Consider the following 24,662-nt stretch of genomic DNA (forward strand, 5'->3'; position numbering starts at 1 on the left):
GGAACCGTCATGAACAGTCCGGCCTTTCTATCCCGCCGCACCTTGCTCGGCACCGTCGGGTTCGGCGTCGTGGCGACGGCGGCGACATTGCTGACCGGAACGGAGGAGCAGGCGAGCGCCGCGCCATTTCCCGTCACGCTCACACCTGCGCAGTGGAAGAAGAAACTCAGCCCGCAACAATATGCGGTATTGCGGGAGGCCTCCACCGAGCGGCCCTTTACCAGCCCGCTGAACAAGGAGCATCGCGCCGGGCTGTTCCTGTGCGCCGGTTGCGGGCAGAAGCTGTTTTCATCCGCCACCAAATATGACAGCGGCACCGGCTGGCCCAGTTTCTGGCAACCGCTGCCACGCGCGATCGGCACCCGCCGCGACTTCGATCTTGGCTATCCGCGTACGGAAGTGCATTGCGCGCGCTGCGGCGGGCATCTGGGGCATGTGTTCGAGGACGGACCGAAACCCACTGGTCTGCGTTACTGCATGAACGGGGCGGCGATGACGTTCGCGGTCGGCGCAAAGGCCTGAGGTCAGCGCCTTACGCGATAGAGGCGTATGCTATCGCCGGGCGCCGTCGGCACGCGTTCCAGCCATGTCGGGACCGGACCGGTCAGCAGCAACTGCATGAAGCCTGCCGGATTGTGCCGGGCATAGCTGTCGATTTCGGCACGACCGGGGCAGTAGGCAAGATAGGCAATGCGGTGGCGCATCAGGATCGCACGGGCGTCGTCCGCACCGCCCATGAACGTCCTGATGACGGCGCGCATGCCCGCTTCGTTGCGATGATGGGGCGTGGCCACCACGGCATGCGGCGTAAAGGCGAGCAGATAGGGGCTGATGTCCATCGGGGCCATGATCGTGCCGCGCGGCAGGGCGGCGAGGTGCTGCAACTGCGCCTGCCCGGTGCAGTTGTCCCCGGCTTGCCCGGTTGCCGAATCCGCAGGCTCTCCCGGCAACAGCGATGCGGCAAGCGCGCTGATCCCGATCGGCGTCAGCCCACACAGCGCCGCCGTCGCGAGGACCCGGCCCCATGCGGTGCGCAGCGCCTGCGCCTTGGGCAACAGCAACAGCATCAGCATCGCCAGGCCGGGCAATGCCATGAGATTGGCGATCGACAGCGCGCGCATGACGAACAGCGAGACACCATAAGCGCCACCGGCAATCAGCAGCATGATGATCCAGGCGAAGCGGCGGTCTGCCTCTTCCGCATTCCGTGCGGCAAGGAAGCAGCCGATCATGCCGAACAGCGGCGGCACGATAACGATCGCGGCCATCAACGGCGACTGTTCCCACACGGGTCGCCCTTCCGCCACGTTGAGATACCAATATTTGTACACGACGGGATCGAGCGTCTGGAACGGTCCGCCACGGCATTCACCGCCCACGGCGAGATAGACTGTGGCCCCGACCACGCCCGCGAGCGCGGCAATGGAGCCGCGACGCAGCCAGTGCCCTTCACCGAGCAGACGTCGCGCAACCGGCAGCGCGACCGATGCCGCGATCATCGGCAGAAGATATACGGGCGAAATCGCGTCGCAATAGATGCGCGCGCCATCCGGCCAGCCACGGGCCAGCAGCAGCAACGCCGCCGCACCGCCCGTCAGGGCCAGGGCAAAGGCAAGCAGACGAGGCCATGCGCGCGCATCCCGCAGATAGGCGAGGGCCAGGACACCGCCGAACAGCGCCGCATAAGGCAGGCCTTCGCTCGAAACATGCGTCCACAGCGCCACGGCAAGGCCTGCGATAATGCCGCCGCGCCGCGCCTGCGGATCGAAAATTGCCCACAGGGCGGTGGCGGCCATCAATATCTGCCAGCCATGATGATCGATCCGTGTCGGCTGAAACTGGATCAGCACAGGCATCGAAAGCACCAGCAGCACGGCGGCCATGATCGCGGGCAAGGTGCCTGCCAGCCGCCGTACGGCCAGTGCGAGCATGCCGAACAGCATGCCGAGCAGCAGCAGCGGCACCAGCACAAGCGCCACGCGATCAGCGGTCGCCGCGCCCAGCAACGGGCGCAGCACGAGCATTACGCCCGCGATGGGCAGATCCACCAGTCGCGACCAGTGCATCGGGCCGCCGACGGGCGGATTGACGCGATGCTGCGACACGTCGAACCAGCCTTGCCCGGCCAGAAAATCGCGCACCTGCACATAGCGCATCGCATCGTCAGGATCGCGGAATGCAAGCGTCTGAATTGTCGTCCAGCCCAGCGTCGTCATCAGCAGGCACAGCAGAAGCGCCAGGATCGCGACGCTTGGCGCCAGCCGCCAGCGCGATGGGGGTGGCAAGGCGGGCATCAGGCGAAAACGATCGTCTTGCGCAGCAAATAGGTGACATGAAAGCTGACGGCGATGGCTACAGCCTTCGCCATATGCGGGTTTATACCGATGCGGTCACCCAGCCCGACGATGGCCGTCGTCAGGCCCAGGCCGACGAGCGCCGAACCGACGAACAGCACCCGCTGCCGATGGCGCGTGGTGATGTAGCCCGTGGCCGTAAACACCGCCCGGCTCGACAGCAGCCAGTGGACGGCGATGCCGCACAGATAGCCGACGGCGGATGCGACGATCGCCGCCGTACCGCCGATCAGCAGCAAGGTGAAAATGGCCAGATCGGCCGCCAGCGCCAATGCGCTCGCAACCAGATAGCGCGTGTAGGTAAGCTGCACGCAAAAGGCGAGCCAGCGGCCCAGCATGGCGGTTATGCGGCCCTGTCCGGTTTGATCGCGTCCGGCTTGATCGCGCCCGCGTCCTGCGCGATCGCCGGATCGACAGGGGCAATGCGGGATGGCACCAGCCGTTCGCTGGCGAGCGCCGCCCGCTCGCCCTCGTCACCCGATTCATGATATTCCGCGTCTTCGTTGACACCCCAGATGTCATACACGCGCGCACCCGCCGCGATGTTGCGCACAGTCAGCATCGCCGTCATCATCGCATGGTCCTGATTGTTGTAGCGGTGCATGCCGTTCCGCCCGACCAGATGCAGCGTGGGATATTTCGCTTCCAGTTCGGTCCGCAGCGCCAGAACATTGGCGGCATAGGCATCGTCATAGACCGGATAGGCCTTTTCCTGCCGGACCACCGCGCCGCCCACGACATCCTCCGCCTTGCACAGGCCGAGGATCGCCATTTCCTTTTTGGCGAGGGCAATCAGGTCGTCATCGTTCGAGGACCACAGGCCGTCGCCTTCGAAGCAGAAATATTCGAGGCCGACGCAGGCGATGCGTGCATCGGGCACCATTTCGGGGGACCAGCTACGGAAGTTCTGGACGCGACCGACCTTCACCTTGCTGTCGTGGATGTAAATCCAGTTGTCCGGGAACAGATCGTCCGACCGGATCATCAGCGCGACGGTCAGGAAGTCGCGATATTTAAGGTCCGCCGCCGCCCCGGTCGTCTCGGGCATCGGGTGGATGCGGCTCGCCAGTTCGCGCATCGGTGCGGAGCTGATGACATGGGCCGCGTCGATCGCCACCGTGGCGCCATCGCCAGTCGTGGCGGTCACCCGCCAGCGACCCGTCACCTGATCCTGCGTCAGTTGCTTGAGAGCATGGCCCATCAGCACCCGGTTACCGCCAGCGACCACCTTGTCGCGCGCCGCTTCCCACATCATGCCCGGCCCCAGCCGCGGATAGCGGAAGGTTTCGAGCAATGTCTTGGTGGCCATGCCGTCATTGGGGCGCCGGTTGAGGCCAAGGCTGCGTTTCAGCCCGTCGAGCACCGCTGCGCCCAGCGACAGGCCCTTGATGCGCTGCGCCGCCCAGTCCGCAGACATTTCGTCACACGGCATGCCCCACACCTTTTCGGTGTAGGTCTTGAAGAAGATCGAAAACAGCCGGTGGCCGAACTGATTGACGGTCCAGTCCTGGAAGGAGCGGACATTGCGGTTGGGAAACAGCTTGGCCTTCGCAAAGCTCGCCATGCACAGGGTCGACCGGACTATCCCCAGATTCCAGAGCGCCTCGAACGCCCGCAAGGGATAGCTGTAGAACTTGCCCTCATAATAGATGCGGCTCATGCGCGGGCGCTGGATGAAATCATCCGGCAATATCTCGTTCCACAAGTCGACGACTTCCTTCGACTTCGAAAAGAAGCGATGGCCGCCGATGTCGAAACGAAAGCCGTCATGTTCGACCGTGCGGCTGATGCCGCCGACATAGTGCGGGTCTTTTTCGATCACCGTGACGCTATAGCCCTGCTGCGTCAGCAGATAGGCTGCCGTCAGTCCGGCCGGGCCAGCGCCGATGATCGCGACATCAACGCCTGTGTCCGCACGCCCCATAAGAGTTCATCCCCGAATTGCCTTTGCATCGGGAGTGAACGAAATCTTCTAAGGACTGGTTAACCCTATATTGCGAAAACGCCGCCCCTGCACAGATGCCGGGGCGGCGTTTCGATCAGGCGTCGCCAGGGTCAGCCCGCGCGTGCGGTGCTCACCAGCGAGTCGAGTTCGCCGCGCGCCTCGCTTATCGCCGGTTCGTAGCAGCGGGCAAAATCCAGCTTCTGATAGAGTTTCCGGGCGCTCGCCTTGTCGCAGACGCGTTCTGCGGCATTGCGGATGCGCTGGTCGGCGACATCGACGGCCGGATCACGACGCAGATCGAGATCGGCGACCGAAACCCGGATCGTCTGCGTCTCGCTGCCATAGGTTCCCGACACGATCACGCCGGGGTCGGTCACATGCGCGAGCGCCAGCCCGGCAGGCATGATCAGCGCGGCGCAGGCCGCACCCGTCCAAAAGCTTTTCAACATGATATCGTCCTTCTCCTGCACGCCCGATCTATGCGGGTCGCAGGCCGAAGATAGGCGCGCCGAAGCCTGTATTAAAGGGCAATTCGTCGCTGCGCCGCAGCGTATCAGTGCCGGAAATGGCGCATCCCGGTAAACAGCATGGCGAGACCCGCTGCATCGGCCGCGGCGATCACTTCCGCGTCGCGGATCGATCCGCCCGGCTGGATCACCGCCGTGGCCCCCGCCTCCACCGCGGCGAGCAGCCCGTCGGCGAAAGGGAAGAACGCATCGGAGGCGACCGCCGAACCGATGGTGCGCGGTGCGCTCCACCCCGCCTTTTCCGCCGCATCCTTGGCTTTCCAGGCGGCGATACGGGCCGATTCCAACCGGTTCATCTGCCCGGCACCGATGCCCGCCGTGCTGCCATCCTTGGCATAGACGATGGCGTTCGACTTCACATGCTTGGCGACCGTCCATGCGAACAGGCAATCCTCATGTTCCCGCGCGGTCGGCTTGCGCTTTGTCACGACCGTCAGCCTGTCGGGCGATAGTCGGCCGTTGTCGCGACTCTGGACCAGCAGGCCGCCCGCGATGCTCTTCAATTGCAGGCCGGGCCGCGCCGGGTCCGGCAGGTCGCCGGTCAGGAGCAGGCGCAGGTTCTTCTTCTTCGCAAACACCGCGCGGGCGTCGGCATCGGCGTCGGGCGCCGCGACCACTTCGGTGAAGATGCCGCTGATCGCTTCTGCCGTCGCGCCGTCCAGCGGGCGGTTGACCGCGATGATACCCCCAAAAGCCGACACGCTGTCGCAGGCCAGCGCCGCTTCATAGGCTGCGATCAAGGTATCGCCGCTTGCGACGCCGCACGGATTGGCATGTTTGACGATCACCACCGTCGGCGGGCCGTCGCGAAACTCGCTGACCAGTTCCAGCGCGGCATCGGCATCGTTGTAATTGTTGTACGACAGTTCCTTGCCCTGCACCTGAACGGCCTGTGCGATGCCGCGCGCTGATGGCCCGGCAGGCACGTAGAGTGCCGCGGACTGATGCGGGTTCTCGCCATAGCGCAGCGGCGAGACAAGGGTGCTGGCAAGGGTGAGGCTGGGCGGGAACATGGTCCCCTGATCGGCAAAGGCGAACCAGCTTGCGATCATGCTGTCATAGGCAGCGGTGGCGGCATAGGCCTTGGCTGCGAGAAGGCGGCGAAAGTCATAGCTGGTCGCGCCGCCCTTCTCGCCCATCTCCGCGATCAGCCGGTCATAATCCGCCGGATCGGTGACAATTGCCACGCTCGCGTGATTCTTCGCAGCGGACCGGACCATCGACGGGCCGCCAATGTCGATATTCTCGATGATCTCCTCACGCCCTGCCCCTTTCGCAACTTTCGCGGCAAAGGGATAGAGGTTGACGACCACCAGATCGATCGCGCCGATGCCGTGCGCCGCCATCGCTGCGACATGGTCGGCATTGTCGCGCACCGCCAGCAGGCCGCCATGGACGATGGGATGCAGCGTCTTGACCCGGCCGTCCATCATTTCGGGAAAGCCGGTCAGTTCGCTGATGTCCATGACGGTCAGCCCGGCATCGCGCAGCGCCTTCGCCGTGCCGCCGGTGGAGACCAGCTCCACGCCGTGCGCGGCAAGCGCCGCCCCCAGTTCAGCAAGACCGGTCTTGTCCGAAACAGACAGCAAGGCGCGTTTGATCGGGATATCGTTCATGTCTCTCGTCCTTGAAAATACGCCGGGTGCCGGAAACGGCCTATCCCACGCGCTTCAGCAACCATCCGGTGCTGATGCCGCCGGGTTCCGCCTGCCCGCTCACCACCAGTTGCAGGCAGGCCCGCGGTTTGCCTTCGCCATCGATCCACAGGCTGTCTTCTATCGCGATCGTTCCCGTGCCGGTTCGAAATTGCCAGAGCGCACCCATGTCGATGCGCAGCAGCGCGCCTTGCGCATCGGCGGTCAGCGTCGGCTCGACACCCGGCGCGAGATGAAAGCGCAATGCGAACGGCGTGGGGGCAGGCTTGCGACGGCGCTCGGCAGGCAACAGCATGTCCTCACCCCGGATTTCGCGCCCGTCGCTGCTCATCATCAGCAGGCGGCGATGGACATAGCCGATCCGCCGCACATACCCATCATGGCTGAGTTCGAGACGACTGCCGCTTTCCAGCTCCTGCCGGTTCAGCTCGACTTCGGTCACGCCCTTGCCGAGCGTACCGTCGGGCAGAATCGCGGTCGAATTGCTGTCGGCCAGCACCAGGGTGCTGTGTGCCGCGGTGGTACGCAGGCCCTGCGCCAGATCGTCGGGCAGATAGGCGCCGGCCAGCGCCGCGCCACCGCAATTGACGATCAGGCGGTGCGGCCCGTCGCTCAATTCGATGGCACCGGTCGAGGCACAGCCCGCTGCCGCGAGCCGCGCCACAGGCGGCGGGGCGGCATCGACCAGCAGGACGCTGTTGCCCGCCGCCAGCCGCTGATAGCCCCAGTCGCGTGCCTGCCGCAACGGTCTGGCACGGACGCCGGTTGCGGCAACGACCGCATCTACATGGGCTTGATCGGTCGCACCGGCGCCCTGCCAGTTGCCCAGCCCGCCATCGCCATGGGTGATGCCCAGCAGCGCGGGAACGGCCCGGTTGAGCGCGTCGGCGATGAAGCGGGGCATATCCTCCCGCCTTACGTCATAGACCGAACGGAGCATGGCAAGGAGCATGATGCCGTCGAGCTGCGCGAGCGGAGAGCGCGAAATTGCGCCGCCATCGGGATGGAAGGCACTGTCGATCGCGCGACGCAGCCCGGCCTCGCCGAACAGCTTGCGCGGGCCGCCGCCGGGGATCAGCATCGAGGCCGCGACGACGCCGCCCCAGGCGACCAGCCGATGCAGGCCGACCGGGGCCTTGTCCGCGCTCTGGTCGAGATGCCGGGCCGTGCGCGCAATGCAGTTCAGCACCAGCGAGCGATAGACCAGATCGCTGGAGGACAGGATGAGCGGGGCCTGGCTGGTCCAGTAGAGCAGCCGCCAGGCGGCATTGTCGGCCCGCCACGCTGGTTCGCTCGGCTTTTCGGCATGGGCCGCCAGCCACTTGCGCATCACGGCCTCGGCCACCGGGGCACCCTGTTCGCGCGTTGCGACCGTCGAAAGGTCTCGCAGCCAGCGAAAGCTGTGGATATAGTCCACAAAAGCGGGCGCAAGGGCCAGCGTTTCGAAATCGAGCGTGTCGATCGGCTGCTTCATGCCGCGAAACAGGAAATACCCTGCGCGGATCGCCTGCCCGGCCACGACGTCGCCCGGAATGCTGTCGTCAGGGACGGCAAGCAGCTTGAGCGGAAACTTGCCTTTCAGTCGCACCGCATGCAGCGGTGTCCGCCAGGTCAGGCGATAGAAGCGATGCGCGATCCGTTCGGCGAGCGACAGGCCCTTGTCATCCGACACCCGGATGAGCCGCCTGCCTTCCTCGATCTCCGCACCGCCCGGCACGTCCGGGAAGGACGCGCGCTCGGCGGCGGGCTTGGCCCGGATGCGCGTCAGATCGTTCACCCCCCGCGCAGCCTCCGAATATTGTCGGCATAGGCATCCGGCCCGCCGCGAAACGTCGCCGTACCCGCCACCAGCACATCGGCACCTGCGGCGATGGCCATTGGCGCGGTACGATCGTCGATACCGCCATCGACTTGCAGACGAATGTCGCGGCCGCTCTTGTCGATCATCTTGCGGCACGCCTCTATCTTGCGAAGCTGGCTGTCGATGAAGCTCTGTCCGCCGAACCCCGGGTTGACGCTCATGATCAGGATAAGATCGATGTCGTCGATCAGATAATCCAGCATCTTCGCCGGTGTTCCAGGGTTCAGCACCACGCCGGCCATCTTGCCCAGCCCCTTGATATGCTGAACGCTGCGATGAATATGCGGCCCGGCCTCGGGATGCACGGTCAGGATGTCCGCCCCCGCGTCGGCGAACGCGTCAAGATAGCGGTCGACCGGCGCAATCATCAGATGCACGTCGAGCGGCTTGGCCGTGTGCGGGCGCAACGCCTTTACCACCATCGGCCCGATCGTGATGTTCGGCACGAAATGCCCGTCCATCACATCGACATGCACCCAGTCGCAGCCCGCTGCGTCGATAGCCCGCACTTCTTCCCCAAGGCGCGCGAAATCGGCCGAGAGAATGGACGGGGAAATCAGGATCGGGTGGCTGGCGCTCGGGGTCATTAACCCATCGCCTTAGCTTTGCCGGGGGCGCGGGGCAACGCATCATTTGCGGCTTTTTGCCGTCGATGTGCGTGTCAATCCGTCGTCGGCAGAAGTGCCGCATCCCGCCGCCCCGAACGGCATGGCAGGGATGGCAACAGCCGCTTCATGCCCCGCAGGGCGATAACGCCCCCCGGCCCGAGCACCGGCACGGCGGTGAGCCGCATCGCCCGGCGCGACGCGCCTGCCGGGTCGATATCCACATCGATTGTGAAGCCGCGACGATGACGGATGGCGTGGGCCCGCAACCGCTCCATCGCCAGGCGCGAATCCGGTGCATAGAGCGACACCGCATGCGGACGTGTCACCACGTCATCGCGCATCAGCCCGAAAATGTCATAGACGCCAGCCGTCCATGTCAGCCGTTCGGTCAAAAGATCGCAGTGCCACAGACCGATGCCCTGCGCCGCAAGCGCGTCGCCGTCCGGCATCGCCGTGCCATCGGCCGGAAGGCCGGGCAGTCGGTCGTCGATGGCGCTGAGCGGCCAGCTATGATGCAGTGGCAGAGGCTCGACGGGACGCACGCAATCTCCTGTTGATCCGACCATGCACGATAACAGCATGACCCTTAAGGATTATTGTCAAACACGCCGCAGCGACACAACAAAAAATCCATCGGTGCCGCCCTGATCGGCCAATGTCTGCGGCAAGGTCCGCACCCAGCCTTGCGGAGTCGCTGTAACCCCCTGCGGCAGACTGCCGGGCGCGGGCGCCACGACGGTCCAGCCCTGCCCGCCCGCGAGGAAGCGGTCGATCTGCTGCTCGCCCTCGGCCTGTTCGAGCGAGCATGTCGCATAGACGAGCGCGCCGCCTGGCTTCACCCACTCGGCCGCACGCGCCAGCAGTTCGGTCTGCAATGTCGCGAGTTCCGCGATCTGGCGCGGACCGATCCGATGCAGAACATCGGGATGGCGGCGATAGATGCCCGTCGCGCTGCACGGTGCGTCGATCAGCACGGCGTCGGCGGGTTCGGCCGGTTGCCATTGCCGCAGGTCCCCGGTCACGACCTGCGCCGACAGGCCGACACGATCGAGATTGTCGGACAGGCGCGTCAGCCGCTTGGCCGACTGGTCGATCGCCGTCACATGCCATCCGGCCGCCGAAAGCTGCATCGTCTTGCCGCCCGGCGCGGCGCACAGGTCCAGCACGGTCCGCCCCTCGCCTTGGCCCAGCAGCCGCGCGGGGATGGATGCGGCGATGTCCTGCACCCACCAGGCCCCTTCCTCGAACCCCGGAAGGCCGGTCACATTTTCATGATCGGGCAGGCGGACATGGCCAGGAGCAAGCGACACGCCCGACAGGCGATCGGCCCAATCCGCCGTCTGCGCCGGATCGCGAAGGCTGATGTCTACTGGCGGGCGCTGCGCTGTGGCGCGGGCGGCCGCATGCGGCATGGCATCGCCCCATTGCGCGGCCCAGCGCGCGGCGACTTCGGGCAGCAGCGTGGGCACATCGGGCAGAGTCGCGCCGCCGCGCATCAGCGTACCGAACACGCCATGGACCAGCTTGCGCGGGCCACCGTCGACCAGCGGCAAGGCCGTGGCGATGGCCGCATGCGGCGGTGTACCCAGCACCAGCGCCTGGACGAGCGCGATGCGCAGCACCATCCGCGCCTTGGCGTCGTCCGGCAATCGCTGCCGGGTCGCCCCGTCGATCAGCGCGTCAAGGTCGGGCAGGCGGCGCAGTGCCTCTGCCGCAATGGCATGGACAAGGGCGCGATCGGCCCGATCGGTCAGCCCCTGGCTTGCGCCATGCAGCGCGACTTCCAGTGGATCGCCACGACGAAGAACAGCGTCGAGCAGGCGCAGCGCCGAACGTCGCGCGGGTAAGCCGGGTGCCTCAGGCGCGCGGGCGGGATATCGGGAGACGGGAGGGACGGAGGCCATGGCGCTCCCCTAGCGGCATTTCCGGGGCGCGTCACCTCGCCGGTTATCCGCCGCTATAGTCTAACGGCGGTGAGGATCTAGCGCGCTGCCACGGCGCGAGGCCCTGTGCACCCGCTTGAGCGCCGATGGCGGGGACGCAACGCCCAAAGGCACGCTGCCCATATCGGCCGCCATGTCTTCCAGCGCGGCAATACGGCTTTCGGTCGCCGGGTGCGTTGAAAACATTTCGCTGATATGCGTCGGCACGATGTAGAGCTGCGCGGCGGCGGGATTGCGTTCGCTGACCGGATTGGGGATGCGCGCAGCCTGCCCCGCGATCTTGGCCAAGGCCGAGGCAAGTGCGCGCGGATTGCCGCTGATTTCCGCGCCTGCCCGGTCGGCACCATATTCGCGGGTGCGGCTGATCGCCATTTGCACGATCATCGCGGCAAAAGGCGCGACGATCACCGCCAGCAGCGTCGCCACGATATTGCTGTGACCGTTATTGTCGCCACTGCGAAAGAACAGCCCGAAATTGGCGAGCATGGAAATGGCGCCCGCGATCGTGGCTACCATCGTCATGATAAGGGTATCGCGGTTCTTCACATGGCCCAGTTCATGCGCCATCACGCCCGCCACTTCATCCCGGCTCAGCATCGACAGCAGGCCGGTCGTCGCAGCCACGGCCGCATGATCGGGATCACGGCCGGTAGCAAAGGCGTTGGGATGCGGCGAATCGATGATGTACACCCGCGGCATCGGCAGACCCGCGCGCTGCGCCAGGCCCTGCACCAGCCCGAAGAACTGCGGCTCGCTATGCGCGTCGACCTCGCGCGCGCCATGCATCGAAAGGACGATGCGATCGGCATTCCAGAAGGTAAACAGATTCATGCCCGCAGCCACCAGCAGCGCGATGATCGCGCCGCCGCTGCCGCCGAGCGTGTAGCCAAGCGCCATGAACAGCGCCGTCATGGCCGCCAGCAGCATGGTCGTCTTGAAACCGTTCACTTGTCCGTCACTCCATTGATGCCCACTTAGCGGGTGCATCCTGAATGTGGGATTGCAGTGATGCAGCGTCAATGTGAGGAGCCGACAAATGGGTAAGCGCCCCGACCATGTGAAACCACCGGCGCACTGGACCAAAAGCACCCCGCCACCCGCGCCCGACCCCGTTGATGCGCCGCGCGTGACAACAGAAACGCTCAGCCCGGTGCGCTATGGCGACTGGGAACGCAAAGGCATCGCCATCGACTTCTGAAGGCGGAAGGCAATCCGAACACAGACCACAAGTCGGCATGTCACAACTCGTCCACATTTTCGCACATATGCCGCCGTGCCGTGCATCCCGCGCGGGCAACGCGTGTGCCATCATGGCGTCACATGATGTTGCCTGCGCTAGGCATTAGCGATGCCGCCGATCACAGAGCGGCGGGGTCAGGAATTGCATCGCCATGTACATGAACAGCCAACCGTCCTTCGCCAGCCAGGACAGCCTTGATGACGATCTGCTCTGCGGTGTCGGGAAACTGGTGTGCGCTTGGGGTGTTCTGGAACAAAGGCTGGAACAGAAGATCGGCCTGCTGCGCGAGGCAGCGGGCGACATCCGCACGGTCGGATCGCGCACCCGGCCCGGCATGGGGAAGCTGCTGGCCGAACTTCGCGCGATGATTTCGATGCGCGACCGGCGCAACGCCACCGTTCTGGCGGAAATCGCAGCGCTTGAGCGCGACATCCAGCGCATCGACCGGTTTCGCGGCCTGATCGTGTCGGGTTTCCAGGGACCAGAGCATGGCGGTTTTGCCTGTCGCGATCAGAAGAATGCGCCCGTGCATGTCTCGTTCGCCCAGTTGCAGGCGGAAATCGCATCGCTCAATGCCATTGGGGAGCGATTGCTGGCGCTGTAGCCGGTCGCGTTAGGCAGACACTGCTATTCGGCGGGGATGCCCGTCGGCGCGCGAACACCTGCGCGACCGCGCCGCGCCAGTTCCGCCTTCAGCGCTTCCGGCCGCGGGGCCACCAGAAAGCCGAAGCTGACTGTGCCCTCCTTCGTCTCCACGGCATGATGCAACCGATGCGCCTGGACGATCCGCTTCATATAAGTTGAGCGCGGCACATAGCGGTGGTTCAGGCGCCGATGGACGATGATGTCGTGGAACCCCAGATAGATCATGCCATAGGCCGTGATGCCCGCACCGATGGCGGTGGCCCAGTGGCCCCAGCCAAACTGTACGCCGCCCAGCAGCAAAATGATCGCCGGAGTCGCGAAAATGATGAAATAGGCGTCGTTCAATTCCCAATTGCCCGTGCGCGGGCGGTGGTGGCTCTCGTGCAGGAACCAGCCGAACCCATGCATCACCCAGCGATGCATCACATAGGCAAAGGCTTCCATCGCCGCGACCGTGGCGAGGAACAGCATGAACAGGGACAGGAGGCTGGTGAACATCCCGCCCCTATAGCGAGGCGCGACGCATATCTGAACCGTGAAAGACGATTTTCTGCGCTATGGGACAATTTGTCCGTATCGGCCGGAGAGGACGCACATCGGCAAAGGGCGGCGAAGTTTCCCCCGCCGCCCGGATAGCACGCTTGATCAACGCTGAATCAATGTTCCATCGAATGTTTGATGTCGCGCATTTCGTCATGGCCGGACTTGACCGAACCATAAGCGCTTTCGATCAGGTCGCGCGTGGCCGGAGACAGTTTTTCGTCGCGCAGGGCATCCTCGAACTTGGCCTTGATATGATCCTCACCGGCTTCGACTTCGTTGATGATCGCTTTGTCGTCCTGTCCGGTCACCGTCGACTTGAGATTGAGGAACACGCGATGGGCACCCGCAAGGATGGTGCCGTCGTCTTCCGGATTGCCGCCAAGACGCGAGACTTCCTGTTGCAGCCGCGTCGCGACATCGCGCCGTTCCGCCGCACGGCTGGTGAACAAGGCTGTGAAGTGGCTGTTCTTGCTGTCCTTGGCGGCTTCGGTGTAGCCGTCCACGCTGTCGATTGTGGTGGCAATCAGGCTGTTCAGCGTTGAGATATCGTGGTTCGTGTCGAACATGATGGGTCCTCTCGGGCAAATGGGGGCTGCCGCGCGCTCTCGTTCAGACGCGCCCACCCTCAACGACACAGGATCATGAAAGTCGCAGACAAAAAGCGCGACTTAACTTCGATCAGCATGATTTCCGCCAGAGCGAGAGCTGCGCACGACGCATGACGATCGCACGCCACTCAAGGCCGATCGTCCTTCCGCCACGTAATGGCGCTGGCGGCCAGAACGGCTTGGCCACGCATGATTGACCAGAGGCGACCGGGCACCTTGGGATCCCAATCGATGGCCTGCCCTTCGGTCGCAATGGCAATGGTGCCGAGATGGTCCAGCGTAGATCCGGCCTGCGGCAGGCGAAGCGCGTAAAGTTCCGGGCGGTCATGCCCGGTGACGTAGAGCGTCCCCTCGTCGCTCCAGCTCATGCCCGAGCAACTGAACGGTGCGAAACGCGCGAGCAGTGATGCGGGGAACAGCCAGCCACGCAGCTGCCGAAAGCGGTCGTCGAGCTGTACGAGCGTCGTGTAGCGGTGATCGCGGCCAGGCTCTCCGCCCTTGCCATCATAATTGGCGAAGATCGCCCACCAGTGCCCGCCATGCCAATCCAGCGCCGTCAATGATCCCAGCCCCATTCCCAAGCTGATGCTGCGCAGATGCCGCAGGCTCTTGGTATCGAAAATCTCGATCGCGCTGGTCTGCGGCAGCGCCGGATAGTTGGAGGCAGCGCATATCAGTTCGGACCGCACGACGGTGCAACTGTTCATGTGCGGAAACTGCGCCCGTTCCCCCTGCCACCGGGCTACGCGGACGCCGTCGCTGATCCGGTATTTGCCGATCCGGTCGTTGTCGATCGCGTAGACGTGGACCCCGTCCGACGCGACGCCCTGCCGCGCTTCCTCGGCAGCGATGCGCAGCGTGACCGGCGCGGCTTCGGCGGCATGGGCGGTCCGTGCAGCGGCCAGAGGCGCAACCAGCAGGATCGTCAGGCTCAAGACACAATAGCGTACCATGTCTCTGCTATATCGCGCCGATTGTGACGGGTTCGTGATCGCCGTCAGCATTGCGCAAATATATCCGCGCATTCATCGCTTCGTCACGGATATTGCATCAAGCTGTTATCAAAATCCGACATGGGCGGCGCATGCAGTGCGCACCTCCGCCACGAGTGTCGAGCCGCCCCGCGACGCGGGAAGGCGACATCGCCACTGACGCCGGTGCACTGCAAGTCCTGACGTTCCTGCATGCGCCGGGGCCGGGCGGCGTGGAGCGCATTGCGCTGCGCCTGATCGCTGGCTGGCAGCGGGCGGGCACTACCGTGCATCTGGTGCTGGGCGATCCCGATGGTCCGATGGCGGACGATCGGATAGCGGGCAGCGTTGTCCCAGTCCCCTTCCGTCGGCCAGCGAGGGTGTTGAACTGGCGCACTCTGGCGATGTTGAGGGCCTGCCTGCGCGCCGTTCGCACCCGACGCCCTGACATCATATTCTGTCCCGGAAACAGCTACACGATCATCGCCGTGCTGCTGAAAATCCGGCTGGGTCAGCATTGTCCGCCAATTCTTGCCAAGATCAGCAACGATCTGATCCGGGCCGACATGCCCGTGCCCCTGCGCGCCTGCTATACCATGTGGTTGCGGATCCAGGGCAGGGCGATCGACCATTTCGCCGTCCTGTCCGAACCGATGGCGCGGGAAACAGTGACGCGACTGCGCATCGACCCCGCACGCGTTCATGTCGTGCCCAACCCGGTACTGTCACTCGCCGATCTTGATCGGTGCGCGCAGTTGCCACGAACCGCATCCCATGGGGGTGGTCGGCGGTTCGTTGCGGTCGGGAGGCTGGAACCGCAGAAAAATTATCCGCTGATGCTGCGCGCCTTTGCAGCCGCCAGCCGACCCGAAGACAGGCTGACAATTTATGGCGACGGGCGCGAGCGCGCCGCCCTCCACGCGCTTGCCCGGCGGCTGGGCATCGACACAAGGGTGGATTTCGCCGGATTCCGTGCCGATATCCTGAAGCGCCTGTCCGATCATGACGTCCTTTTGCTTTCCTCCCGCTACGAAGGGCAGCCCGGCGCCGTCGTCGAGGCGCTGGCGCGCGGCATTGCGATCATCGCCACCCGCTGCTGCGGTAGCATGGCCCCGTTGCTGGACGACGGCGCATTGGGCGCACTTGTTCCGCGCGACGATGAGCAGGCCTTTGCGCAGGCCATCCGCATGGCCCGCCCGACGCCCATGGATAGCAGTCGGGCGCGGGAGAAGGCAGCGGCGTTCACGCTGGAAAGCGCGGTGCCTGCTTATGATCGCCTGTTTCGCCACATCCTGAACGGCGCGCCTGCCGGTCAGCGCGGCGCCGCACATCCCCCCGCTCGTCACTCTCTGGAGGCACAGCCATCATGAGCCACGCCGATGCCCTGCCGCCGCTGATCGGCCCGCCCGGCGGTGCCGTAACACTGGACCCGACGCCGCTCCTGCGGTCCGGCCGTAACTGGACCGCATGGTTCGGGCCGCTGATATCCCTGGCGATACTGGCCGTCGTTTTCATCCAGATTGGCGCTTTCGATTTCGACCGGCTGATCGCCATGCTGCCGCGGACGCTGCTGTTCTGGTTCGTCTTCGCCGTGACCTACAGCCTGACGCCGCTATGCGACTGGATCATCTTCAACCGGCTCTGGGCGATCCCGACAGGCGGTCTTTCGGCCCTGTTCCGCAAACGGATCAGCAACGAACTGCTGCTCGGCTATGTCGGTGATGTCTATTTCTATGCCTGGGCGCGGCGCAACGTGAAAATGGCGGGATCTCCCTTTGGCGCGGTGAAGGATTCAGCGATCCTGTCGGGCGTGATGGGCAATGTCGTCACGCTGGTCATGCTGCTTTTCACCTTGCCCCTGCTTTCGTCGCTGCGGTTGGCGGTGGACGGGCGGACGCTCGCGATATCGCTCACCATTCTTGTCGTCACGTCCTTCGGCCCGATCATCTTCGGCCGCAAGATATTCAGCCTGCCCAAGGCGCAGCGCCGCATGGTCGCCGGGGTACATCTGGCGCGGATCGTCGCCAATGTGCTGCTCTACGCGGCCTTGTGGCACCTGCTTCTGCCCGAGGTGGCAATCAGTTGGTGGTTCATGCTGTCGACCGTCCGGCTGGTTCTGTCCCGCCTGCCGCTCGTCCCCAACAAGGACGTGCTGTTCGCAGGCGTGGCCGTATTCCTGGTCGGTCGTGAGCTGGAAATCGCGCAAGTGCTGGCGGTGATCGCCACATTGCTGCTGGCCACTCATCTTCTGGTCGGCCTGCTGCTGGGTCTCAGCGGCCTCGCGAAACAGCGGCGGACGATATGAGCGCCGTTCTGCCCTGGGCAATCGCGCTGATCGCGGCCGCCACGCCGATCATCCCTTCGACGCCCGATCTGGGCAAGGCGGAAGCACGCTGCCGTCCCGGCGAAAGCGGCCCGTCCTTCCTGCTCGACATCGTGGGGCTGAAGGATCGGCAAGGGAAGCTGAAGGTCGAAGTCTATCCGGCCAACGACCGGGATTTTCTGCAGGATGACAATATCCTGATCGCGCAGGGCAAGACATTCCGGCGGGTGGAAGTGCCCGTGCAGCATGGGTCAGCGGTGCAACTGTGCGTCCGGGTGCCCGGGCCGGGACGCTATGCGGTCACCGTGCTGCACGATCGCGACGCGAACCGGAAGTTCGGTCTTTCGGTCGATGGCGTCGGCTTTGGCGGCAATCCGAAGCTGGGCATGGGGAAACCCAAGGCGGCCGCCGCGACGATCATCGCGGGCAACAGTCCCACGCGCGAACGCATCGTCATGAACTATCGTCGGGGGCTGTTGTCCTTCGGCCCGATCAGGGCGCTTTAGGCCATGCGTATCGTCGATGTCTGCGCCTTTTATGCGCCACAGGGCGGCGGGGTCAAAACCTATGTCCGGCACAAGATGCTGGCGGGGCCGGCACGCGGGCACGAAGTCATTATTCTCGCACCCGCCGCACAGGCGGATGTCGAATGTTTCGGCGATCTTGGCCGGATCGAGCATGTACCGGGCCGCCGCTTCCCGCTGGACGGGCGCTATCATTATTTTCATGACGAAGCGGCGCTGCATGCCCGGCTCGACGCCCTGCGGCCCGATCTGGTCGAGGCATCCACGCCCTGGGGCAGCGCTTCGATGGTGGGCAACTGGCGCGGAGACGCCCCGCGCAGCCTCATCATGCATGCCGATCCGCTGGGTAATTATGCCTATCGCTGGTTTCGCAGCCTGGCCAGTCGCGACATGATCGATCGCGGGTTCGACTGGTTCTGGCGGCATTTGCGGCGGCTGGACGCCCGTTTCGACCATATCGTCTGCGCCAGCGACGAACTGGCGGCGCGGCTGGCGCAGGGCGGGCTACGGCATGTCGTCGTCAACCGCATGGGGGTGCAGCCGGGCCTGTTCTCGCCGCGCCACCGCGACCCAGATCTGCGGCGGCGGCTGCTCCAGTGGTGCGATCTCGACGAGGACGCCGTGCTGCTGTTCGGTGCCGGGCGCCACGCCCCGGAGAAACGCTGGCCGATGATTATCGAAGCGGCGACGGCCTGCGGCTTCGATCGCCCGGTGGGGCTTGTCATTGCGGGCGATGGCCGCGCGCGGGCGAGCGTGCAGCGCGCCGCCGCCGACAATCCGCATGTCCGCCTGATGGCACCTGTTACCGACCGAGCCGCTTTCGCCCGCCTGCTCGCCAGCGCGGATGCGCTGGTGCACGGCAGCGAATCCGAAACCTTCTGCATGATCGCGGCCGAAGCGCGCGCCAGCGGTATTCCGATGTTCCTGCCCGATGGCGGCGCGGCGGCCGATCATCTCGTGCCCGGTGCAGGGCATCATTATCGCGCGGCGAACGCATCCAGCCTGGCGGCCGCGATCCGCCGCTTCCTGGGCGAAGGGGTGGCGGAGCATCGGGCCACGGCGCGGGCGGCGGCCGAGAATACCCGCACCATGGACGCGCATTTCGCGGACCTCTTCGCCTTGTATGAACAGAGCGCACGCCAGTTGCCGGTCGCCGCATGACATTTCGGAGTCCGATTGATGACGGCCCTGCCATCGGGCTTTCATCATATTGCAGCGCGGAAGAAACGCAGACGACTCATTGATACGCTAGGGCGATGCCAGCCAAGGGGGCGTCACCATGTACAAAACCATGCGTGCCATGCTGTTTGCAGGGCTGGTTTGTCTCGTCGCGACCGGACTGAACAGCAGCAATCTGTCGGACCGGGACCTTGCCGCCCAACCGCCGCCGCCCGGCACCAATCCTTCCCTGTCCATCATGACGTACAACGTCATGGATCTGCCATGGCCCCTGGCGTTCGAGCGGGACGTGGCAATGCGCCGGATCGCCACACGCCTGCGGAACCTGCGCACCATCGGGCAGCAACCGCATATCGTGCTGCTTCAGGAAGGTTTCAGCCGCCAGGCGCAGCAGATCGCCGGCATGGCAGGCTATCGGCATATGGCGCTGGGCCCGGACCGGACGATGCGTTCAGCCATCACGCCCACCGCAGCGGACGACGCATTTCTTGCCAAAGCCCGGTGGGACCGGGGCGAAGCCATGGGCAAGCATCTCGACAGTGGTCTCATCATCCTGTCCGATTATCCGATCACCCGTGTACGACGTCTCGCCTTCCCTGATTTCGCCTGCGCCGGCTTCGATTGCCTCGCGAACAAGGGCTTGATGATCGCCGACGTGCAGGTGCCTGGCGAACGCGAGCCGGTCGCTATCGTCAACGTCCATCTCAACGCCCGCAAGGCTGCGGGGGTATCGGTCGGCCGGTCGCTCGCTGCCTATCGACGGCAAGCCGAACTGACCGCGCGCTTCGTTGCCGACACGGTCGGGCGCGAGCGTATGCTGATGGTGGGCGGTGACATGAACATCGGCGGCAACGCCGATCGCGATCGCGCCTTCTTCGAAAGCTTCGCCCGCTATGGTCTCGATTTCGTTGCCGAGACACGCGGCGGTGCGCAGCTTGCGCTGGACACGGCGGAAGTGTCGCCCTTGTCGGCGCGGGACGATCTGATCCATGCCGCGCAACGGCGCAAGGATTGGATATTCGCCCGGGGTAGAGCGGGGGCCGGGCTTGTCGTCACCGGCGCGTATGTGCCGTTCGGCTCCGAGCCGGACGGTCGGCCGCTGTCCGACCATTTCGGCTATGTCGTCGGCTATGATCGCGATCCAGCCCAGCGGATGCAGCTGGCGCGCGTCGATATCGCGGGCTATCGCTGATGCCCGCGCGGCACATGATCGCCGTGGTCGCCCTGGTGTTCTGCGGCGGGATCGCATCGGCCCAGGATGTCATCGTGGACCAGAGCGTCCGTTTCACCCTGAAGCCCGCGCTGCGGCGCTCACCGTTGGCGCCGGTTCGCCCTGCGGCACCCTTGCCCGGCCTCGACCGGCTGTCGCGGCCGGTGCCCGGCGACGAGCCCGACCATGTGCTTGCTGTGCGCGTGCAGCGCCAGAGCCGCCGTTATGTCGGGATGCGCGCCGACATCCAGCGAGATGACGATGCACCCGGCTTTGACTATCGCCCGCGCAGCAGGAGCCGCCTCATTTCGGTGATGGACCGTTTCGTGCTGTCCGATCAGGTGGCGATGACCGTCGGCTTTCGCGGCGTGAAAGTCAGCAACCGCAATGCCAATGTGACCATCGGCAGCGGCGACGATCGGCTGAACGCCCGCGACTGGTTTCTGCCCCATGCCGCCATCAGCCTTCGTCCGACAAGCGCGATCGCCTTGTCGGCGGACTATAGCGAGGCGATGCGGGCCTATGGCGACACGGGCTTTACCGGTCCGCTCGGCCTGTCCCGCCCCGATTTCGAGGCGCTGCGCATGGCGCTGCGCCCGGAAAAGAGCCGGTTCGCTTCGCTTGGCGGGCAGTATGAAGCGGCGGGCCTTACACTCGCGACCCGCATCTATCGCGCCGATATCCGCAACGGCCTGTCCTTTGCCGCGCGCGCCTATATGCCGACCAATATCGGTTCGGCCAGCCTGCTCGGCACCGATATGCAGGTGCGGCATCAGATCACGCAGGGTCTCGACTGGTCGGCAAGCTATCGCCAGGCCAATGTGGCGACGACCAACGGGCGATCGATGCAGGAACGGGAAATGGCGATGGCCGCACATTGGGCGCGCGGTCCCTGGCGGATCACCGCGCAGGCGTCCCGCACCGGGCGCGCCGCACTCGCGGCACTGGGCACGCAGCAGTCGCCTTTCCGGGGTGAGGGCGGCATCGAATACACGTCGGTGCAAGCGCGCGGTCGCACGCTGCGCCTTGCGGCCCATATCAGGAACCCCAGTCGCCTTGTGAGCATCGGCCTTCTTGATTCCACCACGTCCGCCGGCCTGCGTGCCGTCGATCAGGCGCGCGCCGTCATGTTCAGTGCGGACATGGCTTGGTAAATAGTCGTCCCCGCGCGCCGGGTGCGGCCGACGCACCGTCGCTGCGCCTGTTCCTGCTGCTGCTCGCCATCCTGCTCAGCGTCGCCTTCGTGCGCCCGATCGACCATGACGAGGGCCAATATGTCGTGGCGGTCGCTCTGATGCGATCCGGGTTGCCGTATCGCGATTTCGCCTATCTGCAAACGCCGCTTCAGCCCTTGCTGTTCGCGCCACTCGCCTGGCTCTGCGAAGGCTGGCTGTTCCCGGCGCTGCGCGCTGCCAATGCGCTGTGCGCGGCAGGCGCGGCTGTGCTGCTCCACATGGCCGTGCGACACGCAGGCGGATCGCCCCGCAGCGCCGCAGTCGCCACGCTCGCGCTCGCAAGCAGCCACGCCTTTCTGTTCGCCGGGACCGTCGCGCGCAACGATGCCCTGCCGCTGCTGCTCCATATGGCGGGCCTCGCTCTTGTCCTCGACGCCCTGCGGACTGGCGGACAGCCGCTCCGCTTCCTTCTGGCCGGGCTGATGCTGGGTGCGGCCGCTTCGGCGAAAATCAGCTATGGCCTTCCGGCCGCTGCCGTCGGTCTGTGGGCGCTGCTGCATCTGCGCGCCATTGGCTGGCCCTGCCTGTGCGCGCTGGCGGCAGGAGGGCTGGCGGGCGGCTTGCCGACACTCGTGCTGTGGGCGATCGCGCCCGACGCCGCCTGGTTCGGCATCATCGACTATAGCCTGCACGCACCGCGCGAATGGCAGACGCTGAACCAGCGCAGCTTTATGATCGAAACGCCGCTCAGCCTTGTCAGGTTGCTGCGTTTTCTGGCGCAGGGTTCCGCGCTGATCGCCCTGTGCGCCATTGCCGCTGCGGCTCGGCACCGGCCTGGTCCATCGCACGTAAGCCAGCGGCTGCTCGACTGCATGATCCTGGCCGCCCTGATCGCCGCATGGCTTCCCCGGCCTATTTATGTGCAATATCTGCTGCCGCTGTTGCCCGCGCTGTTCCTGCGCTTTGCCGCGATACTGGACGATCCGCGATGGCGGCGGCCTCTTGCGACAGGCGCTCTCGCCCTGTTCATGACGGCGGGCGTTGCGGAAACGCTGGTCGCCATCGCCCCCGGCATTGCCGACACCAAAAGTCCGCTGCTGTCAGCGGTCGGCGATGCCCGCGCGGTCGGGCGCGCCGTGCGGGCGAGCGGCGCGACGGGACCGATCGTCACGCTCGCGCCGGAACGGGTGATCGACAGCGGCGTATCGCTCGACCCGCGTTTTGCCACCGGGCCTTTCCTGTTCCGTACGCGCGATCTTCTTACCCCGGCCGAGCGCAGCGCATTTCATGTCGTCAACCGTGCCAATCTGGCCGAGGCACTGACCCGTCATCCGCCGGCCGCGATCGTGACCGGGCCGGAGAGCGCGATCACGCCTGCCGCGCCACAGGGCCTCGATGCGCCGCTCCGCACCTTCGCAGTGGCGCACGGCTATCGCGCGACGCCGCTGCCATCGGGCGAAGGTACTTTGTTCGTCCGGGAGCAACGGGCCAAGGCAGCGTTGCAGCGCCACCGCTAGCGAACGAGGCAAGGTGATAGGCGTTGCGGTCGAGATTGGGCGTCTTCAGATAATCGGTCGATATGATCTGCGCACCGCTGGCAAGCACGCCATCTCGACGCGCTCGGTCACTGTTACGCGCAACAACCGTGTTGGCGCCGTCATAGGTGCATATGTGATATGATCTTCGTCGGCAGGAGGGTGCGTGACTCGAACACGTCATCCTATCGTTACGAAAGCAGGGACAAAGCTGCTAGGCCGTGAGGATTTGCAAGGCTATTCGGTAAAGAGCAGGCATTTTTCGGATTTGCCCTAGGTTAAGCCCAGTTTGTGCGATCCCCGCCTTACGTTGGCTTCTAATCCAATGCTCATTGAAAGGATCGATGCCGGGAATCCGTCCCGTGCTAGCCCCGGCTGATATCGGTGCATGCCACCAGCTTTGTGTAACGGAAAGCTGTTACGCTTCAGAGGCGGCGAGACCGTAGGAGTAAGTTTATTGAATGGACGCGGTCGGGTGCCTTGTAGACGCCCTTGTGCATTCGCTCGACCATGGCTTCCACGGACACACATGCCTCCGGAAGGTAGAAGGACGACATCGCTTTGACCTTGGCCAACACATCAGCGTCGTGCTCGACGCCGCTGGTGACAAACCTTCGCACCATCGCATCGCTCAGCCGACCAACGCCATGCGCAAGAACCTCATTGAGCTGTTCGGCCGTCAGGGATGCCGCTCCATCCGGCAACTGAGTTCCAACAGGATCATCGTTCAGCCTCTGATCGCTCGTCCCAGTCTCGAAGCTGTCGCCGCTCGAATACGCGGGAGTGCAGACAAACGTACAATAAATCCCGACCTTGAAGCGAGAGAAGGACGCTTGATGAAGGTCGAAGCCAGGAATCTTGGGAAGTTCGTTATTGCGACCTCCGATAACCAGCGACGTCACCAGCGCTTGAACGGCGGGGTTGAACCAGCCCATATCGACGAAGCTGTCTTTCCCAGACTTAGCGACCGGTTTCGGCAATATTCGAAAGTCTTGCCAACGAACAAACCGTGTGGGCCAAAGAAGATTCTCTTTCGAATTCCTGATGTAAGCAGCGCAAGCCAAACGATCGCCGGAGGCGACCTCAAAGGTCCGCTTGATGGTTGTGCCGCCGCTGCGATCGCTTGTGTGGACCGAAATTCTGTCTGTCAGGATACGATCATCGCCGTCAAAACCCTCATGATTTACGGAGTTGCGCGGCCTAACGATGAGATCGCCATTCTTCTTTTCAAGTACGGACCATACCTTCTCCGGAGATCCACCGACGTCGATCGTAAAACGAGTTTGCGGCTTATGTTTCGCCATCGCGTTTTCTCATCTGGCTAGTATGACTATCCATCTCGACACGGTTCAACTTCGTCCTAAAACCGACGACCTACTTAGTATGTTCACTTGGTGGGAGGGTTCAACGGCATTACTCAGCCCGCGCTAAGCGCAGCGAACCTGCTATAATCCAGACCGATGCAGTTTGCCGCAAAACCTTACCAAAGCGCCCTAGCAAGCACCCACTCACGCCCCAAGCCGGAAACCCTTTGCGCCGGGAGCTTCTGATCTGCCTTGTGACAGGCTGGTGCCGCTTACAGGACTCGAACCTGTGACCCCATCATTACGAATGATGTGCTCTACCAACTGAGCTAAAGCGGCGCGCATGCTGCGCTGGTCGAGGGCGCTTATCAGGAGGCGGGGGGCGTTGCAAGGCTTCGCGCGCGACGAAAAAGCGCGTCGCGGGCTTTGCCGCACCGGCACTGCGTTGGTTTACCACATATTTACCATCCGCATGGCACATCCTGTGGGAACGTCGGCAATGGGCACGGACA

24 protein-coding genes, 1 tRNA gene and 1 pseudogene are annotated in these 24,662 nt (G+C 64.6%); 10 read left to right on the top strand and 16 right to left on the bottom strand.

Annotated features, from left to right (window positions below; all coding sequences use genetic code 11):
- Positions 1-9: 9 nt before the first annotated feature.
- Entirely contained in the window at positions 10-522 is a 513-nt protein-coding gene (msrB, locus tag ENE74_RS03325; protein WP_127689192.1) for a peptide-methionine (R)-S-oxide reductase MsrB, read from the top strand.
- Between the two features lie 2 nt (positions 523-524).
- Here the strand turns inward: msrB and ENE74_RS03330 are convergent, their stop codons facing one another.
- The 10 genes from ENE74_RS03330 to htpX form a co-directional block, all read right to left on the bottom strand.
- Positions 525-2,294 (bottom strand): hypothetical protein, encoded by a 1,770-nt coding sequence (locus ENE74_RS03330; RefSeq protein WP_164847362.1) that lies wholly within the window; start codon positions 2,292-2,294, stop codon positions 525-527.
- Positions 2,294-2,692, bottom strand: a complete 399-nt coding sequence (locus ENE74_RS03335) for a GtrA family protein (RefSeq protein ID WP_127689194.1) — start codon at positions 2,690-2,692, stop codon at positions 2,294-2,296. Before ENE74_RS03335 ends, ENE74_RS03330 begins: the two co-directional genes overlap by 1 nt.
- 5 nt (positions 2,693-2,697) lie before the next feature.
- The gene (locus tag ENE74_RS03340; RefSeq protein WP_127689195.1) at positions 2,698-4,278 is read right to left on the bottom strand and encodes an NAD(P)/FAD-dependent oxidoreductase; all 1,581 of its coding nucleotides are present in this window, start codon (positions 4,276-4,278) and stop codon (positions 2,698-2,700) included.
- Positions 4,279-4,409: 131 nt separating this feature from the next.
- Positions 4,410-4,748, bottom strand: coding sequence for a UrcA family protein (locus tag ENE74_RS03345; RefSeq protein WP_127689196.1), 339 nt, complete (start codon positions 4,746-4,748; stop codon positions 4,410-4,412).
- Positions 4,749-4,852: 104 nt separating this feature from the next.
- Positions 4,853-6,442 (bottom strand): bifunctional phosphoribosylaminoimidazolecarboxamide formyltransferase/IMP cyclohydrolase, encoded by a 1,590-nt coding sequence (gene purH, locus ENE74_RS03350; protein WP_127689197.1) that lies wholly within the window; start codon positions 6,440-6,442, stop codon positions 4,853-4,855.
- Positions 6,443-6,482: 40 nt separating this feature from the next.
- Positions 6,483-8,240, bottom strand: coding sequence for a heparinase II/III family protein (locus ENE74_RS03355; RefSeq protein ID WP_241241838.1), 1,758 nt, complete (start codon positions 8,238-8,240; stop codon positions 6,483-6,485).
- Between the two features lie 14 nt (positions 8,241-8,254).
- Positions 8,255-8,929, bottom strand: a complete 675-nt coding sequence (gene rpe, locus ENE74_RS03360; protein ID WP_127689198.1) for a ribulose-phosphate 3-epimerase — start codon at positions 8,927-8,929, stop codon at positions 8,255-8,257.
- 74 nt (positions 8,930-9,003) lie between these two features.
- Positions 9,004-9,492: a diguanylate cyclase gene (locus ENE74_RS03365; protein ID WP_127689199.1), complete on the bottom strand. Its 489-nt coding sequence runs from the start codon at positions 9,490-9,492 to the stop codon at positions 9,004-9,006.
- Positions 9,493-9,549: 57 nt separating this feature from the next.
- The gene (locus ENE74_RS03370) at positions 9,550-10,854 is read right to left on the bottom strand and encodes an RsmB/NOP family class I SAM-dependent RNA methyltransferase (RefSeq protein WP_127689200.1); all 1,305 of its coding nucleotides are present in this window, start codon (positions 10,852-10,854) and stop codon (positions 9,550-9,552) included.
- Between the two features lie 60 nt (positions 10,855-10,914).
- Complete coding sequence (htpX, locus tag ENE74_RS03375; RefSeq protein WP_206517628.1) at positions 10,915-11,841, bottom strand: zinc metalloprotease HtpX; 927 nt, start codon at positions 11,839-11,841, stop codon at positions 10,915-10,917.
- 88 nt (positions 11,842-11,929) lie between these two features.
- Between htpX and ENE74_RS03380 the strand changes: the two genes are divergently transcribed.
- On the top strand, positions 11,930-12,091 hold the full coding sequence (locus ENE74_RS03380) for a DUF1674 domain-containing protein (RefSeq protein WP_127689202.1): 162 nt from the start codon (positions 11,930-11,932) through the stop codon (positions 12,089-12,091).
- 199 nt (positions 12,092-12,290) lie between these two features.
- Positions 12,291-12,737, top strand: coding sequence for a hypothetical protein (locus ENE74_RS03385; protein WP_127689551.1), 447 nt, complete (start codon positions 12,291-12,293; stop codon positions 12,735-12,737).
- 23 nt (positions 12,738-12,760) lie between these two features.
- Here the strand turns inward: ENE74_RS03385 and ENE74_RS03390 are convergent, their stop codons facing one another.
- The 3 genes from ENE74_RS03390 to ENE74_RS03400 form a co-directional block, all read right to left on the bottom strand.
- Positions 12,761-13,276: a sterol desaturase family protein gene (locus tag ENE74_RS03390; protein WP_127689203.1), complete on the bottom strand. Its 516-nt coding sequence runs from the start codon at positions 13,274-13,276 to the stop codon at positions 12,761-12,763.
- 158 nt (positions 13,277-13,434) lie between these two features.
- Complete coding sequence (locus ENE74_RS03395) at positions 13,435-13,887, bottom strand: PA2169 family four-helix-bundle protein (protein ID WP_127689204.1); 453 nt, start codon at positions 13,885-13,887, stop codon at positions 13,435-13,437.
- Positions 13,888-14,057: 170 nt separating this feature from the next.
- A complete protein-coding gene (locus tag ENE74_RS03400; protein ID WP_127689205.1) occupies positions 14,058-14,882 on the bottom strand; it encodes a hypothetical protein in 825 nt (274 codons plus the stop codon).
- A gap of 155 nt (positions 14,883-15,037) precedes the next feature.
- Here ENE74_RS03400 and ENE74_RS03405 point away from each other — a divergent pair, with 155 nt between their 5' ends.
- From ENE74_RS03405 to ENE74_RS03435, 7 genes are all read left to right on the top strand, one after another.
- The gene (locus ENE74_RS03405) at positions 15,038-16,270 is read left to right on the top strand and encodes a glycosyltransferase (RefSeq protein WP_241241800.1); all 1,233 of its coding nucleotides are present in this window, start codon (positions 15,038-15,040) and stop codon (positions 16,268-16,270) included.
- Positions 16,267-17,205 carry a hypothetical protein gene (locus ENE74_RS03410; protein WP_127689206.1) on the top strand — a complete coding sequence of 313 codons (939 nt, stop codon included), beginning with the start codon at positions 16,267-16,269 and terminating at the stop codon, positions 17,203-17,205. Before ENE74_RS03405 ends, ENE74_RS03410 begins: the two co-directional genes overlap by 4 nt.
- Positions 17,202-17,729 (top strand): DUF2141 domain-containing protein, encoded by a 528-nt coding sequence (locus ENE74_RS03415; RefSeq protein WP_127689207.1) that lies wholly within the window; start codon positions 17,202-17,204, stop codon positions 17,727-17,729. Before ENE74_RS03410 ends, ENE74_RS03415 begins: the two co-directional genes overlap by 4 nt.
- Positions 17,730-17,732: 3 nt before the next feature.
- Positions 17,733-18,908 (top strand): glycosyltransferase, encoded by a 1,176-nt coding sequence (locus ENE74_RS03420; protein ID WP_127689208.1) that lies wholly within the window; start codon positions 17,733-17,735, stop codon positions 18,906-18,908.
- Between the two features lie 118 nt (positions 18,909-19,026).
- Positions 19,027-20,118: an endonuclease/exonuclease/phosphatase family protein gene (locus tag ENE74_RS03425; protein WP_127689209.1), complete on the top strand. Its 1,092-nt coding sequence runs from the start codon at positions 19,027-19,029 to the stop codon at positions 20,116-20,118.
- Complete coding sequence (locus ENE74_RS03430; RefSeq protein WP_127689210.1) at positions 20,118-21,290, top strand: TonB-dependent receptor domain-containing protein; 1,173 nt, start codon at positions 20,118-20,120, stop codon at positions 21,288-21,290. Before ENE74_RS03425 ends, ENE74_RS03430 begins: the two co-directional genes overlap by 1 nt.
- Complete coding sequence (locus ENE74_RS03435) at positions 21,284-22,828, top strand: phospholipid carrier-dependent glycosyltransferase (RefSeq protein WP_127689211.1); 1,545 nt, start codon at positions 21,284-21,286, stop codon at positions 22,826-22,828. Before ENE74_RS03430 ends, ENE74_RS03435 begins: the two co-directional genes overlap by 7 nt.
- Positions 22,829-22,901: 73 nt before the next feature.
- Here ENE74_RS03435 and ENE74_RS18450 read toward each other — a convergent pair.
- The 3 genes and pseudogenes from ENE74_RS18450 to ENE74_RS03450 all read right to left on the bottom strand — a co-directional run.
- A pseudogene (locus ENE74_RS18450) lies at positions 22,902-23,030 on the bottom strand (hypothetical protein); the annotation flags it as partial.
- Positions 23,031-23,271: 241 nt separating this feature from the next.
- A complete protein-coding gene (locus tag ENE74_RS03445; protein ID WP_127689213.1) occupies positions 23,272-24,150 on the bottom strand; it encodes a hypothetical protein in 879 nt (292 codons plus the stop codon).
- A 263-nt stretch (positions 24,151-24,413) separates the two neighbouring features.
- Positions 24,414-24,489: transfer RNA gene (locus ENE74_RS03450), tRNA-Thr, on the bottom strand.
- Positions 24,490-24,662 lie beyond the last annotated feature (173 nt).

This window comes from Sphingobium algorifonticola, from assembly GCF_004005485.1.
Taxonomy (GTDB): domain Bacteria; phylum Pseudomonadota; class Alphaproteobacteria; order Sphingomonadales; family Sphingomonadaceae; genus Sphingobium; species Sphingobium algorifonticola.

Excerpts from the sequence above, each read along its gene's own strand:
- ENE74_RS03385 (WP_127689551.1), top strand. The coding sequence starts at position 12,291 with ATGAACAGCCAACCGTCCTTCGCCAGCCAGGACAGCCTTGATGACGAT.
- ENE74_RS03415 (WP_127689207.1), top strand. The coding sequence starts at position 17,202 with ATGAGCGCCGTTCTGCCCTGGGCAATCGCGCTGATCGCGGCCGCCACG.
- ENE74_RS03345 (WP_127689196.1), bottom strand. The coding sequence starts at position 4,748 with ATGTTGAAAAGCTTTTGGACGGGTGCGGCCTGCGCCGCGCTGATCATG.
- ENE74_RS03330 (WP_164847362.1), bottom strand. The coding sequence starts at position 2,294 with ATGCCCGCCTTGCCACCCCCATCGCGCTGGCGGCTGGCGCCAAGCGTC.
- ENE74_RS03335 (WP_127689194.1), bottom strand. The coding sequence starts at position 2,692 with ATGCTGGGCCGCTGGCTCGCCTTTTGCGTGCAGCTTACCTACACGCGC.
- purH (WP_127689197.1), bottom strand. The coding sequence starts at position 6,442 with ATGAACGATATCCCGATCAAACGCGCCTTGCTGTCTGTTTCGGACAAG.
- ENE74_RS03410 (WP_127689206.1), top strand. The coding sequence starts at position 16,267 with ATGAGCCACGCCGATGCCCTGCCGCCGCTGATCGGCCCGCCCGGCGGT.
- rpe (WP_127689198.1), bottom strand. The coding sequence starts at position 8,929 with ATGACCCCGAGCGCCAGCCACCCGATCCTGATTTCCCCGTCCATTCTC.
- ENE74_RS03445 (WP_127689213.1), bottom strand. The coding sequence starts at position 24,150 with ATGGCGAAACATAAGCCGCAAACTCGTTTTACGATCGACGTCGGTGGA.
- ENE74_RS03430 (WP_127689210.1), top strand. The coding sequence starts at position 20,118 with ATGCCCGCGCGGCACATGATCGCCGTGGTCGCCCTGGTGTTCTGCGGC.
- ENE74_RS03380 (WP_127689202.1), top strand. The coding sequence starts at position 11,930 with ATGGGTAAGCGCCCCGACCATGTGAAACCACCGGCGCACTGGACCAAA.
- ENE74_RS03420 (WP_127689208.1), top strand. The coding sequence starts at position 17,733 with ATGCGTATCGTCGATGTCTGCGCCTTTTATGCGCCACAGGGCGGCGGG.
- ENE74_RS03370 (WP_127689200.1), bottom strand. The coding sequence starts at position 10,854 with ATGGCCTCCGTCCCTCCCGTCTCCCGATATCCCGCCCGCGCGCCTGAG.
- ENE74_RS03390 (WP_127689203.1), bottom strand. The coding sequence starts at position 13,276 with ATGTTCACCAGCCTCCTGTCCCTGTTCATGCTGTTCCTCGCCACGGTC.
- ENE74_RS03395 (WP_127689204.1), bottom strand. The coding sequence starts at position 13,887 with ATGTTCGACACGAACCACGATATCTCAACGCTGAACAGCCTGATTGCC.
- ENE74_RS03340 (WP_127689195.1), bottom strand. The coding sequence starts at position 4,278 with ATGGGGCGTGCGGACACAGGCGTTGATGTCGCGATCATCGGCGCTGGC.
- ENE74_RS03400 (WP_127689205.1), bottom strand. The coding sequence starts at position 14,882 with ATGGTACGCTATTGTGTCTTGAGCCTGACGATCCTGCTGGTTGCGCCT.
- msrB (WP_127689192.1), top strand. The coding sequence starts at position 10 with ATGAACAGTCCGGCCTTTCTATCCCGCCGCACCTTGCTCGGCACCGTC.
- ENE74_RS03425 (WP_127689209.1), top strand. The coding sequence starts at position 19,027 with ATGTACAAAACCATGCGTGCCATGCTGTTTGCAGGGCTGGTTTGTCTC.